General features: G+C 59.0%; 12 protein-coding genes and 1 pseudogene. 8 read left to right on the top strand and 5 right to left on the bottom strand.

The genetic code is table 11. From position 1 onward, the window contains the following. Positions 1–26: 26 nt before the first annotated feature. From NQ491_RS00920 to NQ491_RS00905, 4 genes and pseudogenes are all read right to left on the bottom strand, one after another. A complete protein-coding gene (locus tag NQ491_RS00920) occupies positions 27–1190 on the bottom strand; it encodes a MalY/PatB family protein (protein ID WP_019245240.1) in 1164 nt (387 codons plus the stop codon). A 5-nt stretch (positions 1191–1195) separates the two neighbouring features. Then, positions 1196–2062, bottom strand: coding sequence for a DUF3737 family protein (locus tag NQ491_RS00915; protein WP_019245241.1), 867 nt, complete (start codon positions 2060–2062; stop codon positions 1196–1198). 493 nt (positions 2063–2555) lie between these two features. Beyond that, positions 2556–2888, bottom strand: a complete 333-nt coding sequence (locus tag NQ491_RS00910; RefSeq protein ID WP_019245243.1) for a TIGR04076 family protein — start codon at positions 2886–2888, stop codon at positions 2556–2558. 169 nt (positions 2889–3057) lie between these two features. Next, a pseudogene (locus NQ491_RS00905) lies at positions 3058–3228 on the bottom strand (acyltransferase); the annotation flags it as partial. A 536-nt stretch (positions 3229–3764) separates the two neighbouring features. Between NQ491_RS00905 and NQ491_RS00900 the strand changes: the two are divergent. The 3 genes from NQ491_RS00900 to NQ491_RS00890 all read left to right on the top strand — a co-directional run bounded on the left by NQ491_RS00900 (position 3765) and on the right by NQ491_RS00890 (position 6953). Beyond that, complete coding sequence (locus NQ491_RS00900) at positions 3765–4667, top strand: helix-turn-helix domain-containing protein (RefSeq protein WP_019245245.1); 903 nt, start codon at positions 3765–3767, stop codon at positions 4665–4667. Positions 4668–4771: 104 nt separating this feature from the next. After that, complete coding sequence (locus tag NQ491_RS00895; RefSeq protein WP_157365660.1) at positions 4772–5620, top strand: helix-turn-helix domain-containing protein; 849 nt, start codon at positions 4772–4774, stop codon at positions 5618–5620. 406 nt (positions 5621–6026) lie between these two features. Next, positions 6027–6953 carry an aldo/keto reductase gene (locus NQ491_RS00890; protein WP_019245247.1) on the top strand — a complete coding sequence of 309 codons (927 nt, stop codon included), beginning with the start codon at positions 6027–6029 and terminating at the stop codon, positions 6951–6953. A gap of 433 nt (positions 6954–7386) precedes the next feature. Here the strand turns inward: NQ491_RS00890 and NQ491_RS00885 are convergent, their stop codons facing one another. Next, on the bottom strand, positions 7387–9267 hold the full coding sequence (locus tag NQ491_RS00885; protein WP_026089550.1) for a biotin/lipoyl-containing protein: 1881 nt from the start codon (positions 9265–9267) through the stop codon (positions 7387–7389). Between the two features lie 241 nt (positions 9268–9508). Here NQ491_RS00885 and NQ491_RS00880 point away from each other — a divergent pair, with 241 nt between their 5' ends. The 5 genes from NQ491_RS00880 (at position 9509) to NQ491_RS00860 (ending at position 17619) form a co-directional block, all read left to right on the top strand. Then, the gene (locus NQ491_RS00880) at positions 9509–11458 is read left to right on the top strand and encodes a PIG-L family deacetylase (RefSeq protein ID WP_019245249.1); all 1950 of its coding nucleotides are present in this window, start codon (positions 9509–9511) and stop codon (positions 11456–11458) included. A 134-nt stretch (positions 11459–11592) separates the two neighbouring features. Continuing rightward, the gene (gene nagB, locus NQ491_RS00875; protein WP_019245250.1) at positions 11593–12405 is read left to right on the top strand and encodes a glucosamine-6-phosphate deaminase; all 813 of its coding nucleotides are present in this window, start codon (positions 11593–11595) and stop codon (positions 12403–12405) included. Positions 12406–12723: 318 nt separating this feature from the next. Next, the gene (gene ettA, locus NQ491_RS00870) at positions 12724–14400 is read left to right on the top strand and encodes an energy-dependent translational throttle protein EttA (RefSeq protein ID WP_026089551.1); all 1677 of its coding nucleotides are present in this window, start codon (positions 12724–12726) and stop codon (positions 14398–14400) included. A gap of 268 nt (positions 14401–14668) precedes the next feature. Beyond that, complete coding sequence (gene hisS / locus NQ491_RS00865) at positions 14669–16027, top strand: histidine--tRNA ligase (RefSeq protein WP_019245252.1); 1359 nt, start codon at positions 14669–14671, stop codon at positions 16025–16027. Beyond that, a complete protein-coding gene (locus tag NQ491_RS00860) occupies positions 16027–17619 on the top strand; it encodes a S41 family peptidase (protein ID WP_019245253.1) in 1593 nt (530 codons plus the stop codon). The genes hisS and NQ491_RS00860 overlap by 1 nt, the downstream gene beginning before the upstream one ends. Positions 17620–17661 lie beyond the last annotated feature (42 nt).

Here is a 17661-nt window from a genome sequence, read left to right as displayed (position 1 = left end):
AGCCACTCAACTTGCCGGATTATCCTCTATCTGCCGAGCACTTTTCTCAGCCGCAGCAATCCTTCTTCGAGCAGCGATCTGGGACATGCGATGTTGAGCCGGATAAAATCCTCGCCTCCGGGGCCGTAGATCGTCCCGGGACTGATCATCAGCTTCGCTTCGGCGAGCAGCCTGGCCGCGATCTGCTCGGAGCTCACTCCCGTCGTCCGGCAATCGATCCACACGAGATACGTGCCCTCGAGGGGCAGTACCGGATATTGCGGCAAATACTCGGCGAAGAACCCGCACAGCATGCGATAGTTGTCCGCAAGGTATTCCCTCAACCGGTCGAGCCACTCCTCGCCCCGATCATACGCGGCCATCAGCGCCTCCACGCCGAAAGGATTGACGTCGCACACCTCGTTGTCGTTGATCGCACGATCGATTCCGGTCCGCACGTCGGCATCGGCCGAGACGATATTGGCGATCTGCATTCCGGCCAGGTTGAACGCCTTGCTGGGCGAGTTGCAGGTAACCGAGCCATGCAGGAAATCGTCCGACAGCGAAGCGAACGGGGTATAATCGTGTCCTTCATAGGTCAGTTCGCAGTGGATTTCGTCCGCCACGACGCGCACGCCGTGACGGAGGCATATTTCGCCGAGGCGGCGCAACTCCTCCCGGGTCCACACCCGGCCCACGGGGTTGTGCGGATTGCACAGCAAAAGCAGCTTGGCCTTCGGATCGGAAGCCTTCGTCTCCAGATCGTCGAAGTCGATCGTATACGCTCCGCCTTCGTAGCGCAGCCGATTGGCCAATAGCTCGCATCCGTTGTTGCGGATCGACGAGTAGAAACAATTGTAGGCAGGCGTCTGCACGATCACCCGGTCGCCCGGAACCGTCAGCGCCTTGATAACGGCCGAAAGGGCCGGGACGACTCCGGTCGTATAGAGTATCCAGTGCGGATCGATCCGCCAGCCGTGCCGACGGGCGAACCAGTCCGTTACGGCATCGTAATAAGCGGCGGGCACCCTCGTATATCCGAAAACGCCGTGCGACACGCGTCGCCGCAAAGCCTCGACGATACAGGGAGCCGCACGGAAGTCCATGTCTGCCACCCACATCGGGAGCACGCCCTCCTGCTCGGGCGTGTCCCACTTGTAGGAATTCGTTCCGCGACGCGGAACGACGGTATCGAAATCGTACTTTTCCATCGCCCTCAAGCCGAAAAACAGTTTCTCTCGCCTCCGACCCGTATCTCGCAGTCGGCCGGCGCCTTGACATGCGCATCGAGAATGATCTCGCCGTAGCCGCCGGCCGTGATCGAACCGCTGCGAGGATTTTTCACGCTGCGGACGCAACCTTTGATGTCGGCCCGAAGCGTCGAGTACTCGAACGCCAGATCGCAATCGTCGTCCATCGTGCAGTTCTCCATCACCAGGTCCTGCGCATAGCACAGGGGCTGCGTGCCGGAAATCCGGCAGTTCACCAGCTTCAGCCGCTTCGAGTGCCAGCCGAGGTATTCGCCGTCGAGCACCGAATCGTAAACCGTCACGTCCTCCGAATTCCAAAACGCATCCTTCGAATGAATCTCGGCATCGCGGATCGTCACGTTACGGCAATATTGGAAAGAATAGTTCCCGTTCTGCACGTAATCCTCGATCCGGATATTCTCACCGTGCAGGAAAAGGTAGTCGGCACGGTCCGCCCGAACGTTTTTCAGGTCCACGTTACGGCAATGCCACAGCGTCTCCTGCGCGTTAGGAATCTGCACGTTCTCGAGCCGGACACCGTCCATCTCGCGAAACATCTTCGGCGCCTCGACCCGGGTGTCGCTCATGCGCAGATCGCGCGAATACCACAGCGCAGCGCGGGCTCCCTCCGTAAAAAGACATTTCCTTATGACAAAGCCGTCGTTATGCCAGAAAGGATATTTTCCCTCGAAGCGACACCCCACGGCCTCGATGTTACGACACTCCTTGAGCGCCGACTCGCCCGCATGAACGGTCACGTCCTCCAGACAAAGGTCGCACGAGGCGAAAAGCGGGCGTTCGCCTCCGAATTCGTTACCGACAATCCGTTTCATCTTGTTATATTTTAAACTTTCAATCTGCAATAAACGTGCGTCTCGGCACAGTCCGAACGAGTTCGACTCTGCGCTCGGCCTGCAGTTCCTTTCGCATTCATAACCCACTATGCCGAACGCTTCCGATCCGGCCACCGCCGCCACGCCTCCCTCACCTGAGCGACCGAGCCTCCGTCGCACCGTCCGGACGGCCGCCGGCCATCATAGCCTCGCGAAAAGCGCCGTACAATCCAAACCGCAGGACCGCCGTTCTCCGACGCGGGGCGTCCGGGACCCGACCGGCGTTCAACAGGCCGACGGACCGATCGAAATACGTCATGCGCCATTCCGTTCGTCCGTGCGAACGTTCCCCCGACCATTTTCCCGCACGGGATGCTCCAGTCAAAGAATCTCGCATCCCGTCGTCCGGCCGCCGCAGATATGGCACAAATCGAAAGAACGACCATTCCAATGAATAATCGCCCCATTACCGCACGGAGTCATGCCGACCCGCTCACGGCTCGATCGGCGCTCCGACCTCCTCGTCGGTGGCCTCCAGCTTGAAAAACACGGGACGAAGTCCGTCGTTGCAACAAGCGATAGCCACTCCCGGCTGGCGGATCCAATCGTTGTAATAGAACGACCGCGCTCCGTTAGCCAAAGCGAAGACATACTGGTATATCGTTCGCCAAGCTCCGTCACAGAAGCCGTCCGGCTTAGCATGAGCCGCATAGAACACCTGCCCCTGTTTCATCACGGAGCAGGGCTTGAGGCCGGGCATCCCGTACTCGAGAGCCAAATCCTCGTTGAAAGTCGCGCGCAGCACGGTAATTTTCACCTTCTTCATGATCGTCTCTATTTTCTTTCATGTATTCGTCGAATGGCTCGAACCGAATTCCGCAAGACCGGATCGCCGCCCCGAGTGGCAAACACCGCACGGTCTCCGCATCACTGCCCGGAGCCTGTTCCGCATTCCGTTCCGCCGCCGACATACCGGACAGCGACCTCGCTCCGGTTCAGATCGTCCGAATTACCCGGGCAGGAACGCCTCCCACGATCGCGCGCTCGAGAACATTTTTGGTCACAACCGCTCCTGCCGTCACGACAACGCTCTCGCCGATGGTAACGCCGGAAAGAATCGTCGCGTTCGACACGATCCAAACGTTTTTCTTCAGAACGATAGACGCATAGTCGTTCCTCAAAACGCGGTATCTCGGCCGTATCGAGGAGATTCCGCGCCTCGACATGCTGTAAGAATTCATTCTGTGCCATTGTCGTACCTCATATCTCCAAACTGTTTCGCGACGATATTCCGTGCCATACCGTAAAGCCACGATATCCCGGCGAACGAACCCACCCGTTTCCGTAGCACCGCGCATGAACTCGGTCGCACAGCGTGTCGGAATTTCCGTCGCGACGAGGGCTTGACGAAATGATCGACATATTTCTCGCTCGTACGGTTCGTTATTTATCCGGCACAAAAATAGAAAGACATATGCCTCGATCGTGTAGACAGATTATCGGAAAACGTACCCCGATTACGGATTCGCGTCCGGAGCGGCCGCCGCATGTCCCGATCCGCCATACACGGAATTCCGCGCCATCCTCGCGCGCCGTATACGATTTACGGAGATTCATACCCCGATCACGGTTTCCACGGCCGTCATGAAACCGATTCGGAAGAAATGCACTACATTTGTCTTCGACATAAAATCCGAAGGCCATGCAAACGAACGAGATCATTCAGGTGAACACGATCGACCAGTACAACAAGCTGTTCGGCATCGAGACCCGGCACCCGCTGATCGGAATCGTCGATCTGAACAGACCCGAGCAACTGATTCCCTACAAGATGAACATCGGGTTCTACGCCTTGTTCCTCAAAGAGGAAGTATGCGGCGAACTGACCTACGGACGCGGCAGGTACGACTATCAGGAGGGCACGGTCGTAGCGCTCGCTCCCGGCCAGATCGTCGGTCTGAACAACCCCTCGGGAGTGAAGCCTCCCGCCTCGAAGGGCCTGCTGTTCCATCCCGATCTGATCCGGGGCACGGCGCTCGGGCAGGAGATCAGGAACTATCAGTTCTTTTCCTACGAGGCCAACGAAGCCCTGCATCTGTCGCTGGAGGAACGTCGGATCGTCGCCGACTGTCTGAACAAGATCGCAACGGAACTGGAACATCCGATCGACAAGCACAGCCGCCGCCTGATTACGGCCCATATCGGCGTGCTGCTCGACTATTGTCTGCGTTTCTACGACCGCCAGTTCACGACCCGCAGCGAGCAGAACCGCGACGTCATCGTACGGTTCGAGCGACTGCTGGACGAATATTTCGAAAGCTCGATGCCGCAAAGCGAGGGACTGCCTTCGGTCCGATACTTCGCGGAAAAGGTATTCCTCTCTCCGAACTATTTCGGCGACATGGTACGCAAGCAAACCGGGAAAACGGCCTCGGAGTACATACAGACGAAGATAATCGAACGGGCCAAGGAAAATCTGCTCTCCTCGGACAAAACGACGAGCCAGATCGCACTCGAACTCGGATTCCAGTACCCGCAGCACCTGAGCCGGATGTTCAAGCGCATCGTCGGATGTACGCCCAACGAATTCCGGACCCGGGACTGAATCCGAACACCCAACGAAACAATCCGCCGGGGAACGCGGCTATGCGATATCGCATGAACCCGGACCGGACGGTTGCGCCGGTCCTCCCTGCGGCAGGAATCGCCATGACAAACAAATCGACCGATTCGAAGATTCATATCGCCAGGGAACCGGCCTCCGGAGAGATCGTTCCCTTTATCCGCCTCCGGGGATGGTATACCGTCGTTCTGAGGGATTCTATGCCGGAAAGCGAAACGGCATACGGCCGGAAACTCTACGATTTCGCCGAAGGAACGCTGACATTCGGCAGCCCGGAAACATCGCCGGCAACCATTCATATGAAAACGGACGCTCCCATCAGACGGTTCCTCGCATTCCGTCCCGACCTTCTGTGCCCGGCATACAGGCGACAGGCCATGAAGGATTACTCGTTTTTCGCCTATGACCAGAGCGAGGCGCTGCACCTGTCGCACAGGGAAAAGCAAACGATCGTCCGATGTATGGACGACCTCGGCGAGGAAGCCGGCCATTCGGCAGACACTCACAGCGATTCGCTTCTGTCGGGACTTTTGGAATGCTTGCTGGACTACTGCATGCGCTACTATGAAAGGCAATTCATCACGCGCGGTCCGGCCAACGAACAACTGATGCGGCAATACGAATCGGTTCTGGACGGCTATATCCGGGCCGGGAAACTGAGAACGCGCGGGTTTCCTACGGCCGAATACTGTTCGCAACGGCTCGGACTATCGTCCGCATACTTCTCGGATATGGTGGAGCACGAAACGGGCAAGCGGCCGGAGACATACGTCGAACTCAAGCGCATGCAAATAGCCCGGCAAAGACTCCTGACCACGAAAGCGCCCGTCCGTGCGATCGCCGAGGAGCTGGGATTTCCGTCCTCGCAATTCTTTTGCTCGCTGTTCAAAAAGATCACCGGCCTGACGCCCGACCGTTATCGGACGCTCTGCTGACCGTATATGCCGTAAACATTTTTTCTGCCGTCGGACCTCGCACGGCAGCTTTCGTCGTTTCTCGCTCCGGTACATTCATCGGGTGCGGAACCGAAGCGCCGGTTTACATAGCCGACGACCGCTAACCGCACGACTACATCCAGCCGGTCCAAACGGTTGCGAAGGTTCCGCTCCCCTTCCGCAAACCGAGCCGTCCGGTCCGCCCTCTCCGTAAAAGGCACGGGAAAACCGTCCGGAAGTTCCGTCGCCGGCGACCAACAAGACAAGCGAGTCCATTGCCGGCACGAACGCCGTCATGCTCCGTCCCATCACGGAATCCGTCGACAATATTCCGCCGACCCGTTGACCCGCAGCCCGAAAAGTACGATCTTTGCATATCGCATTCAGTCATCAAAGAAATCGGATTATGAAAAACGCCACATTCAAAAACGGGGACCCGATTCCGCAGCTCGGACTGGGAACCTGGCGATCGGAACCCTCGGAAGCTTACCGGGCCGTCAAGGAGGCTTTGCGCATCGGATACCGTCACATCGACTGCGCGGCGATTTACGGAAACGAAAAAGAAGTGGGACAGGCTCTGCGCGACTCTTTCCGGGAAGGAATCGTCCGGCGGGAGGAACTGTTCGTCACCTCGAAACTGTGGAACAGCCACCACGCTCCTCAGGACGTCGAACCGGCCATCCGGCAGACCTTATCCGATCTGGGGCTCGACTACGTCGACCTGTACCTGATCCATTGGCCGCTCGCCTTCCGGAAAGGAATCGGTATGCCGCAAAGCAAGAACGACCTGATCCCGCTCTCGCAGATTCCGCTCTCGCTGACATGGGAAGCGATGGAAAAACTGGTCGACGGAAAACTGACACGCCACATCGGCGTATCGAACTTCAGCATCGAGGCGATCGAGAAACTCAACGACGGGGCACGCATCCGGCCTGAAATGAACCAAATCGAAATTCATCCGTACATGCAACAGGACCGTCTGGTCGATTACTGCCGCGACACCGGTCTGCTCGTAACGGCCTACTCCCCGCTGGGCAGCCGCGGCAACCGCGTACTGAAAGATCCGGTGGTCGTCGCCGTGGCGCAAAAGCACGACTGCACGCCGGCACAGGCGGTACTGGCATGGCTCATGGCCCGCGACATCGTCGTCATTCCGAAGTCGGTCCACGAGCAGCGCCTGCGCGAAAACTTCGAGGCAACCGACGTCGCTTTGGACGAGGACGATATGCGCCGCATGGCCTCGATCGAACGACACGAACGCATGAGCGACGGCTCGTTCGCCCTGTTCGAGGACGGCCCGTATACGGTCTACGACCTGTGGGGAGCGGAATAACGGCAGACTGTGGCCCGCAAGAGACGATAGGAATCAGTCCGGCCAAGCCGCTCTGCATCGCCAAGGATGCGATCGACCTGTCGCCCTCGGTCCAAAGTCGGCCGGAAAGTCCCGGGCGAACAGTCCGTTCGTACTTTCCGCCCTGCTTTCCCTGCGAACAAGCCTCGGGCGGCCGGACGGAACGGCTCCCGGGCATTTCTCCGTCCGAAGATCGCCGTCGGGAAAATACCCGCGCGGAAGCCGTGTTCCGATTGCGCCCGGTCATACGGTCCCAATCCGCGCCACGCCTTTCCGGGCGAGCTTTCCGCCCATAAAAAGCGGGGCCGGCAGAAAATCTGCCGGCCCCGCATCCGTAACGGGTCCGCTTCCGACCGCCTGCGCCACCCGTCTCCGAACCGACAGACGGCAGCAAGCACGCCGAAGCGAACATGTCCTATTCTATCTCGACCAACTGGCTGTCGACGGCTACCGTTTCGCCCTCGGCTACCAATACCTGCTTGACCGTACCGGCATAGTCGGACATGATGCTGTTTTCCATCTTCATGGCCTCCAGAATCACGACGTCCTGTCCCTTGGACACCGTATCGCCCGGAGCGACGAGCACCTTCAAAATACGGCCCGGCATCGGAGAGGTCACCACGTTGCCCGTAATCGGAGCGGCGGCAGGCTTGGCGGGCTCCGCTTTCGGGGCCTCGGCGGCCGGAGCGGCGGCGGGCGCCGAAGCCTCTTCCTTCGGCTTCGACGCCTGATAACGCGCTTTTTTCACGCCGGTCAGATAATTCTTGGCTACCAATGGGAACAATTCGAGCAACAGCACCTCCTTCTCGTTCTCGGCCAGCTTGACGCCGCCGGCTTCTTCGAGCACGGGATTCGGCTGCATCTTGTACTTCGACGTGTCGTAAGGCGTCTCCTCGCGGACTCCGGCGATCTTCAGCCGGAACTCGGGATCGACCTCGACCGGCGTCTTGCCGTATTCGCCCTTGACCAAATTGACGAACTGGTTCGACACGTTCGAATACATCGGCTTCCCGTTCTTGATGTCCAGCGCACAGTTGACGGCCTGAGCGCCGACGATCTGGCTCGTCGGGGTCACCAGCGGGGGCAGGCCGGCGTCGAGACGCACGCGGGGAATCAGCTTCATAGCGCTCTCGAGGATCGACTCGGACTTGAGCTGCTTGAGCTGCGCCACCATGTTCGTGTACATGCCGCCCGGTATCTCGGCTTTCTGGACCAACTCGTTCGGTTTCGGGAAGTTGAAATAGCGCTCGATCGCGTGGCAGGCGTCGATCAGCTCGGCCTCGTTCCCGCTCTTGGCCGCCGCAACGGCCCGATCGAATTCCTTGTCGATATGTTCGGGCAGCTTGTCGGTCAACGGGTTGAAAGGATTGGGGAAAACCTTCACGGCGTCCACCGCGTCGAGCTCCTTGCGGATGGCATAAAGCTCCTTGTTGATCTTGGCGACCGCCTCCATGTTGATGTCGAGCTCGACGCCCATCTTCTGACAGAAAATCCAAATCAGTTCGATGGCCGGAGCCGCCGGACCGCCCGCGAAGTTCCATATATTCGTATCGACGATATCGGCTCCTGCCTCGATAGCGGCCACGACGGAAGCCAGACCGTAGCCCGGCGTGCAGTGGGTATGGAAGTCGATCGGAATCGACAGGTGCTTCTTGAACAGCTTGATCAGACCCGACACGCGCTTGGGAGGAATCAGCCCGCTCATGTCTTTGATCGTGATCATGTCGGCGCCGAGGGCGGCCATCTGCTGGGCCTTGCTCAGGAAATACTCGTCGGTGAATACGGCCTTGGGCAGCCTTTTGCCCTTGAGCATGGCTTTGAAGCGCTCCATACCGCTGAAATGCGGATCGATCGTATAGCAGACGGCGCAGTCGGCGATGCCGCCGTACTTCTTGATGTATTTGATCGTCGATTTGACGTTGTTCACGTCGTTCAGCGCGTCGAAGATGCGCATGATGCCGAGCCCCGACTCGATCGCATTGCGGCTGAATCCCTCAATGATCTCGTCGGTGTAGGGAGCGTAGCCGAACAGGTTGCGGCCTCGCGAAAGGGCCGTCAGCTTCGACACGTCGCCCACCACGGCGTGAATCTTCTCAAGGCGGTCCCAAGGATTTTCGTTCAGGTAGCGCATCACCGAGTCGGGTACGGCGCCGCCCCACACTTCCATTGCGTAGAAATTGGCGTCCTTATAGAAAGGCAGTACACGGTCGATCTGCTCCTGTTTCATCCGCGTGGCGAACGCCGACTGCTGTCCGTCGCGGAGCGTCAAGTCTCTTATCAAAAGTTTTTGTGCCATAGTGAGAGCTAAGATTTTAGGGTTAAAGATTTTTCATGTTTCCCGAGGGGCGGCACGGACGGATCGCATTCTCCTTTCCGGCTTCCGGCGCGCGGCCACTGTTAGTCCGCTAACAAAAATAGTAAATTTTACGCACATTATATCCGTCGCGCGCAATTTATTTGCTATGGCCAGAATATTTTGCAATTCGTCTGTTTCTTCCTACCTTTAGGGCTCAAATAAAACGAAGGGAGAGATCATGATGGAAAGGAACTACAAGCTGCCGAAGGAAGGCGGCCTCGAACCCGGAGCCGACCCGGCCGACATCATCCGGAAATTCGAAAAAATCTACACGAACATTTACGAGAACGAAGCCAGCGGGGCGGCCTACGTCGCCCGGGAAATCGCCGATTGCATCCGCGAGAAACAATCTATCGGCGAAATGTGCGTGCTGGGCATCACCACCGGCAAGTCGCCCGTAGGCGTATTCCGGGCCTTGGTCGAACTGCACCGTAGCGAGGGTTTGAGTTTCCGGAACGTCGTCGTATTCAGTCTCGACGAGTTTTTCCCGATCACGCCCGAAGAGCTCCAGAGCCGCAACTACTCGATCCACGAGAGCTTGCTCGATTTGGTGGACATCGCCCCCGAGAACATCCATATCCCGGACGGTACGCTGCCGCAGGACGAAGTGGCCGCTTTCTGCCGCGAGTACGAGTCGAAGATCGAGGAGTACGACGGCATCGACCTGATGATTCTCGGCACGGGCGTTCAGGGACAGATCGGCTTCAACGAGCCCGGCTCGTACACCAATACCCGCACCCGGCTGGTAGCTCTCGGCAACGAAAGCCGCAAGTCGGCCGCCTCGATCTTCTACGGTATCGACTACGTACCGCACAAGGCCATCACGATGGGTCTCGGCACGATACTCGGCGCCAAGCGCATCATCCTGATCGCATGGGGCGAGGAGAAGGCGCAGGTCATCAAGGACACCGTCGAGGGTGAGAAGCAGCTGATCGTTCCGGCGACCTGCCTGCAGGATCATCCGAACGTCGAGGTAGTCGTCGACGAAGGAGCGTCCTCGCAACTGACGCGCGTCAAAACGCCGTGGCTCGTAGGTCGCTGCCTGTGGCCGTCCCGTTTCATCCGCACGGCCGTGCTGTGGCTGTGCGAACAGGTCCGCAAACCGATTCTGAAACTGACCTATCAGGACTACGTCGACAACCGGCTCGGACAGTTGCTCGAAATCTCGGGCATGGCCTACGACGAAATCAACATACAGGTATTCAATGACTTGCAGCACACGATCACGGGTTGGCCGGGCGGCAAGCCGAACGCCGACGACTCGACCCGTCCCGAGCGGGCCTTCCCCTACCCCAAGCGCGTGGTGATTTTCAGTCCGCATCCGGACGACGACGTGATCTCGATGGGCGGTACGTTCCGGCGCCTGATCACGCAGGGACACGACGTGCACGTAGCTTACGAGACATCGGGCAACATCGCCGTGCACGACGACGTCGTACTGCAGACGATCGACACGGCCCGCGAATGCGGATTCGAAGACAAATACGACGAAGTGAAGCGCATCATCGCAGGCAAGCGCAAGGGCGAACCGGAACCTTTGGAACTGAGGAAGCTCAAGGGTTCGATCCGCCGCGCCGAGGCCAAGGCCGCCTGCCGCCACATGGGGCTGAACGACCGGACCAACGTCCATTTTCTGAACCTGCCGTTCTATGAAACCGGAGGCGTCAAGAAAGGATTGCTGACCGATCGGGACATTTCGATCGTCGTCGATCTGCTGCGCAAGATACAGCCGCATCAGATTTACGCCGCGGGCGACCTGTCGGACCCGCACGGCACGCACCGTACCTGCATCGAGGCCGTACTGGAGGCGATGCATGTCGTGAAGGACGAGCCGTGGGTCAAGGACTGCCGCTTCTGGCTCTACCGGGGCGCATGGCAGGAGTGGGACCTCGACATGGTCGACATGGCCGTGCCGCTGAGTCCCGACGAGGTGGTCCAGAAGCGTCACGCCATCTATCGCCACCTGTCGCAGAAAGACGTGATGCCTTTCCCCGGCGAAGACAAGCGCGAGTTCTGGCAACGGGCCGAGGAGCGCACGCAGAACACGGCCAAGCTGTACGACCGGCTGGGCATGGCGGAGTATCAGGCCATCGAGGTATTCGTTCAGCTGAAGAATCCGGCGCAACTGTAGCCTCCCGTTCCCGATTTTTCGGCCCGGCGAATCTTCGCGCTCCATTTCAAGAAACGCGACTTTCGCCGGACTCCCCGAGGGCACTCCCCTCGAAAACAGAAAAGAGAAACGAACCAAATAAGCAAACATAAGACATGAGAGTCATCATCGAACCTACCAACGAACAAGGATCGGCCTGGGCCGCCGCCCATATCGCCCGGCGGATCAACGAACATGCGAAATCGACGGACCGCCCGTTCGTACTGGGTCTGCCCACGGGCTCCACTCCGCTGGGGACCTATCGCAAGCTGATCGAAATGTGCAAGGCCGGACAGGTCTCGTTCGCCAACGTCATTACGTTCAACATGGACGAATACGTCGGCATTCCGAAAGACCATCCCGAAAGCTACCACTCGTTCATGTGGAACAACTTTTTCAGCCACATCGACATCAAGCCCGAAAACGTGAACATTCTCAACGGCAACGCGCCCGATCTGGAGAAAGAGTGCGCGGACTACGAGGCGCGGATCGAGAAGGCGGGAGGCATCGATCTGTTCATGGGCGGCATCGGATCGGACGGACATCTGGCCTTCAACGAGCCGTTTTCGTCGCTCGGCTCGCGCACGCGAGTCAAGTCGCTCACGAAGGACACGATCATCGCGAACTCGCGCTTTTTCGGCCATGACGTGAATCTGGTCCCCAAAACGGCGCTGACCGTCGGCGTGGCGACCGTCATGTCGGCCCGCGAGGTGCTGATCCTCGCTTTCGGACACAACAAGGCCCGTGCGTTGGCAGCCGGCATCGAGGGCGGCTACTCCCACCAGTGGACGATCAGCGCGCTGCAGGTTCATCCCAAGGGGATCATCGTATGCGACGAAGACGCGACGGACGAGCTGAAAGTCGGCACGTACAAATATTTCAAGGATATCGAGGCTAAAAATCTCGATCCGGCCTCGCTCGGAGCATAGCCGCGCTCTATCGGAGCCGCCGGTCCGGCGGCTTCGAGTGCGGATGCAGGCAGGCGAGAGACCATTTCCGGACGCGCGTCCGGTCGATTTTTCCGACCGGACGCGCATTTTATTCCTACGCATAACGAAGTACGGCTTGGGGCCGTACTTTTCGGAGCCTTCTGTGTTCGAAAGGCGCCCTGTATTTTTTAATAAAGTCGAGCCCGGACGAAGCGGCCGCCCCGAGGAAAAGGAACGGATCGCGGATATTTCCGCTGTTATATTCCATCTCTTTTGCGTATCTTTGCGATCTACACGAAATTCACCGACAGAAAACCTATGGCGGACGAAAAAATCATATTCTCGATGGTGGGGGTCAGCAAGACTTTCACGAACCAGAAAAAGGTACTGAACAACATTTACCTGTCGTTTTTCTACGGCGCGAAGATCGGCATCATCGGCCTGAACGGGTCGGGCAAGTCGACGCTGATGAAAATCATCGCCGGAATAGACAAGAACTTTCAGGGCGAAGTCGTCTTTTCGCCCGGATACACCGTCGGCTATCTCGAGCAGGAACCGCATTTGGACGACACGAAGACGGTCCGCGAGGTGGTCGAGGAAGGCTGCGCCGACGTGGTCGCGCTGCTCAAGGAGTACGAGCAGGTCAACGCCCGTTTCATGGAGCCGATGGACGACGAGCAGATGGCCAAGCTGATCGAGCGACAGGGCGAGCTGACCGAGCAGATCGACCACAAAAACGGCTGGGAGCTCGATGCGACGCTCGAACGGGCGATGGACGCACTGCGCTGTCCCGACGCTGACGAGCCGGTGAAGCACCTCTCGGGCGGCGAGCGTCGCCGCGTGGCGTTATGCCGGCTCCTGTTGCAGCAACCCGACGTGCTGCTGCTGGACGAGCCGACGAACCATCTCGACGCCGAGAGCATCGACTGGCTCGAGCAGCACCTGCGACAGTACAAGGGAACGGTGATCGCCGTCACGCACGACCGTTACTTCCTCGACAACGTGGCCGGATGGATACTCGAACTCGACCGGGGCGAAGGCATTCCGTGGAAAGGCAACTACAGCGGCTGGCTCGAGCAGAAGTCGCAGCGGCTGGCTCTGGAGGAAAAGCAGGAGAGCAAGCGCCGCAAGACGCTCGAGCGCGAGCTCGAATGGGTCCGCATGGCTCCCGCCGCACGGCACGCCAAGAGCAAGGCGAGGCTGTCGGCCTACGACCGGATGCTGAACGAGGACACCAAGCAGAAGGAGGAAAAACTCGAAATATTCATCCCGAACGGTCCGCGTCTGGGCGACCGGGTGATCGAGGCGCAGGACGTGGCCATGGGCTACGGCGACCGGTTGCTGTACGAGCACCTGAACTTCTCGTTGCCGCCGGCCGGCATCGTCGGCGTGATCGGCCCCAACGGCGTGGGCAAAACCACGCTGTTCCGACTGATTATGGGCATCGAAAAGCCGCTGCACGGAACGTTCAGCGTCGGCGAAACGGTCAAGCTGGCCTACGTCGACCAACAGCATGCGTCGATCGACCCGGAGAAAACCGTCTATCAGGTCATTTCGCAGGACAGCGAGCTGATCCAGCTGGGCGGCCGCAGCATCAATGCGCGTGCCTACGTATCCCGGTTCAACTTCAGCGGAGCCGATCAGGAGAAGAAATGCGGCGTGCTGTCCGGAGGCGAGCGCAACCGGCTGCATCTGGCCCTCGCGCTGAAAGAGGAGGGCAACGTACTGCTGCTGGACGAGCCGACGAACGACATCGACGTGAACACGCTCCGAGCGCTGGAGGAAGGTTTGCAGAACTTCGCAGGCTGCGCCGTCGTCATCTCGCACGACCGCTGGTTTCTGGACCGCATCGCGACCCATATTCTGGCCTTCGAGGGCGACTCGCAAGTCGTATTTTTCGAGGGCGGATACAGCGAGTACGAGGAGAACAAGCGCAAGCGGCTCGGCGACGACCAGCCGCACCGCGTCAAGTACCGCAAGCTGATGGCCGACTGAGTCCCGCAAAACGGGATCGACGTTCCGATGTCTGCCGCACCGTAACGTCGAGAAGGAGAAGCGCCCGACGCGCTCGCACGGAAGACGTGTCCGCAGAAACGATTGCGCGCCGACGAGACGGTACGCCCGCACGGCGGATCGCTTCGGAAAACGGGAAGAAGCATTGCGGGTCTTTTTCGCTTCGTTCGACAGGGTAAAAACCGCCGAACCGACCGAACGCTCGGCGGCACAGATGAACAAGAAACTACGATAAACGACAATATGTGATATGGCACAAAAACCGTCCATTCCGAAAGGCACGCGCGATTTCGGCCCGGAGGAGATGATCCGGAGAAACTACATTTTCGATACGATCAAGGGCGTCTTCCGACTATACGGCTTCCAGCCGCTCGAAACTCCCGCGATGGAAAACCTCTCGACACTGCTGGGCAAATACGGCGACGAGGGCGACAAGCTGCTGTTCAAGATACTGAACTCGGGCGACTTTCTGAGCGGAGTGAGCGACGAGCAGCTGCACGGCAACCCGAACGCCCTCTCGACACGGCTGTGCGAAAAGGGGCTGCGGTATGACCTGACCGTCCCGCTGGCCCGCTATGTCGTACAGCATCAGGGAGAAATATCCTTCCCGTTCAAGCGTTACCAGATCCAGCCCGTCTGGCGGGCCGACCGGCCGCAAAAAGGGCGATACCGCGAGTTCTACCAGTGCGACGTCGACGTGATCGGCAGCCGCAGCCTGCTCTGCGAGGTCGATCTGGTCGAGATCGTCGCCAAAGTTTTCCAGCGGCTCGGCATTCGAGTAACGCTTAAGGTAAATAACCGTAAAATATTGTACGGCATAGCCGAAACGATCGGTCATGCCGACAAGATGATCGATATTACCGTGGCGATTGACAAGCTCGAGAAGATCGGACTCGAGGCCGTGAACGGCGAGCTCCGCGAAAAAGGCATCGACGAACGGGCGATCGAAGCTCTGCAGCCGATCCTGTCGCTCGAAGGCGCGAACGGCGCGAAGCTGGCCCGGCTGAGGGAAATCCTCGCAGACAGTCCGGTCGGACTGGCCGGCGTAACCGAAACGGAAACGATTCTTTCCTATGTCGAAACGCTTGGCACGGAATTGGAAATCGAACTGGACTTGTCTCTGGCACGCGGTCTGAACTACTACACGGGGGCGATCTTCGAGGTCAAGGCCCGCGACTTCGCGATCGGGAGTATCTGCGGCGGAGGCCGGTACGACGATCTGACCGGCATATTCGGCATGCCGAATACCTCGGGCGTAGGCATCTCGTTCGGAGCCGACCGGATCTACGACGTGATGACCGGCCTCGACCTGTTCCCCGACGATACGAAAGGGACGACCCGTGCGCTGATGCTCAATTTCGGAGGCGAGGAGGAGCGCGTATCCCTGAGACTGGCGAAAAACCTGCGCGAGGCGGGCATCGCGTGCGAAGTCTACCCCGAAAGCGCGAAGATGAAAAAGCAGATGGAATACGCCAACCGGCGCGCCGTGCCGTGGGTCGTGATCGTCGGCAGCGACGAGCTGGCCTCGGGCCGCGCTACCGTCAAGAACATGGCCACCGGCGAGCAACAAGCCGTAGCTTTCGACGAACTGATCAACCGCATCGAATAATGAAAACAATCGCTCATAACCTGCTCCTGTTCGCAGCGCTCGCGCTGCCCGCGCTCTGCGCCGCGCAGCCCAAGCCGACGGACGACCCGCAGCGGAACCTGCAGAAGTTCGACAACTTCTACCGCTATCTGAACATGACCTATGTCGATACCGTTCACAACGGGCAGCTGGTCGAGAATGCGATCCGCGAAGTGCTTTTGCAACTGGACCCTCACTCGGCCTACGTATCGCCTGAGGAAATGGTCGAGGTAAACGAGTCTTTCGACGGAAGTTTCAGCGGGATAGGCATCGAGTTCAACGTACTGAACGATACGATTATCGTCGTGAACGTCATATCGGGAGGCCCTTCCGAGAAAGTGGGGCTGTTGCCGAACGACCGGATCGTCGAGGTGAACGGCCAGAATGTCGTGGGAACCAAACGAATCGACGTGCCGAAAATCCTGCGGGGTCCGAAAGGAACCAAAGCGGAAACGAGAGTCGTCCGGCGCGGCGTGGAAGAGCCGCTCGACTTCACGATCGTCCGCGACAATATCCCGATCAATACGGTCGATGCGGCCTACAAGGTCGACCCGTCGACCGGCTACATACGCGTGAACCGGTTCGCGAACAACACGTTCAAAGAATTCGCCGAGGCCATCGACAAAATGGGCCCGATCGATGCGCTGATCCTCGACCTGCGAGGCAACGGAGGCGGCCTGATGGATCAGGCGATCCGGATGAGCAACTACTTCCTGCCGCAAGGCTCGGTGATCGTTTCGACCGAAGGCATGAAGGTCCCGTCCGACCGGATCGTCGCCCCGAGCGACGGGCCGTTCAAAGGCAAGGTGATCGTACTGGTCAACGAAACGTCGGCCTCGGCCAGCGAGATCGTGTCGGGAGCCCTTCAGGACTGGGACCGGGGGCTGCTGATCGGTCGCCGGACGTTCGGCAAAGGGCTTGTCCAGCGCCAGTTCCCTCTGAACGACGGCTCGGCAGTCCGGCTGACCGTAGCCCGCTACCACACTCCTACCGGACGGGTTATCCAGCGGCCTTTCCGTTACGGCGACCGCGAAGGCTATTACGAAGATTTCAACCGCCGGTTCCAAACCGGCGACTCGGCCGTCAAGGAGGAGGTCGATTCGACGCAGGTCTACAAGACCCTCAGGCTCGGGAGGACGGTTTACGGCGGAGGAGGCATCACCCCGGACATCGTTGTCGAGGCCGACACGAGCGGCTATACGGAATACTGGGGCAACCTGATTCGCAAAGGAATCATCAACGAGTTCGTCGTCGAGTATATGGATAAGAACCGGGCCGCCATATTGGCGGAATACCCCACCCCGGATCGCTTCATTCATGAGTATGCGGCCGGTCCCGAAGTAACCGGCGAGCTGATCCGCGCCGCCGAGCAAAAGGGCATTCCGTACGACGAAGAGCAGTTCAGAAAATCGGAAACGGACATCCGGACGCAACTCAAGGCGCTTTTCGCCCAGAAACTGTGGAGCGTCAACGAGTTCTACCGCGTGATCAACGCCGAACAGGACCCCGAGTTCGCCAAGGCGCTCGAAGCGCTGAAAAACTGGGAGAGCTTCAGCCAAGGCATATCCGGATAGCGGAATCCGCTACCTGCCGCACAGCGATCCGTTCGTGAAATT

The organism is Alistipes ihumii AP11, from assembly GCF_025144665.1.
Lineage (GTDB): Bacteria > Bacteroidota > Bacteroidia > Bacteroidales > Rikenellaceae > Alistipes_A > Alistipes_A ihumii.
Note: the sequence above shows the minus strand (reverse complement) of the source record. Positions and strands in the feature narration are given on the sequence as shown.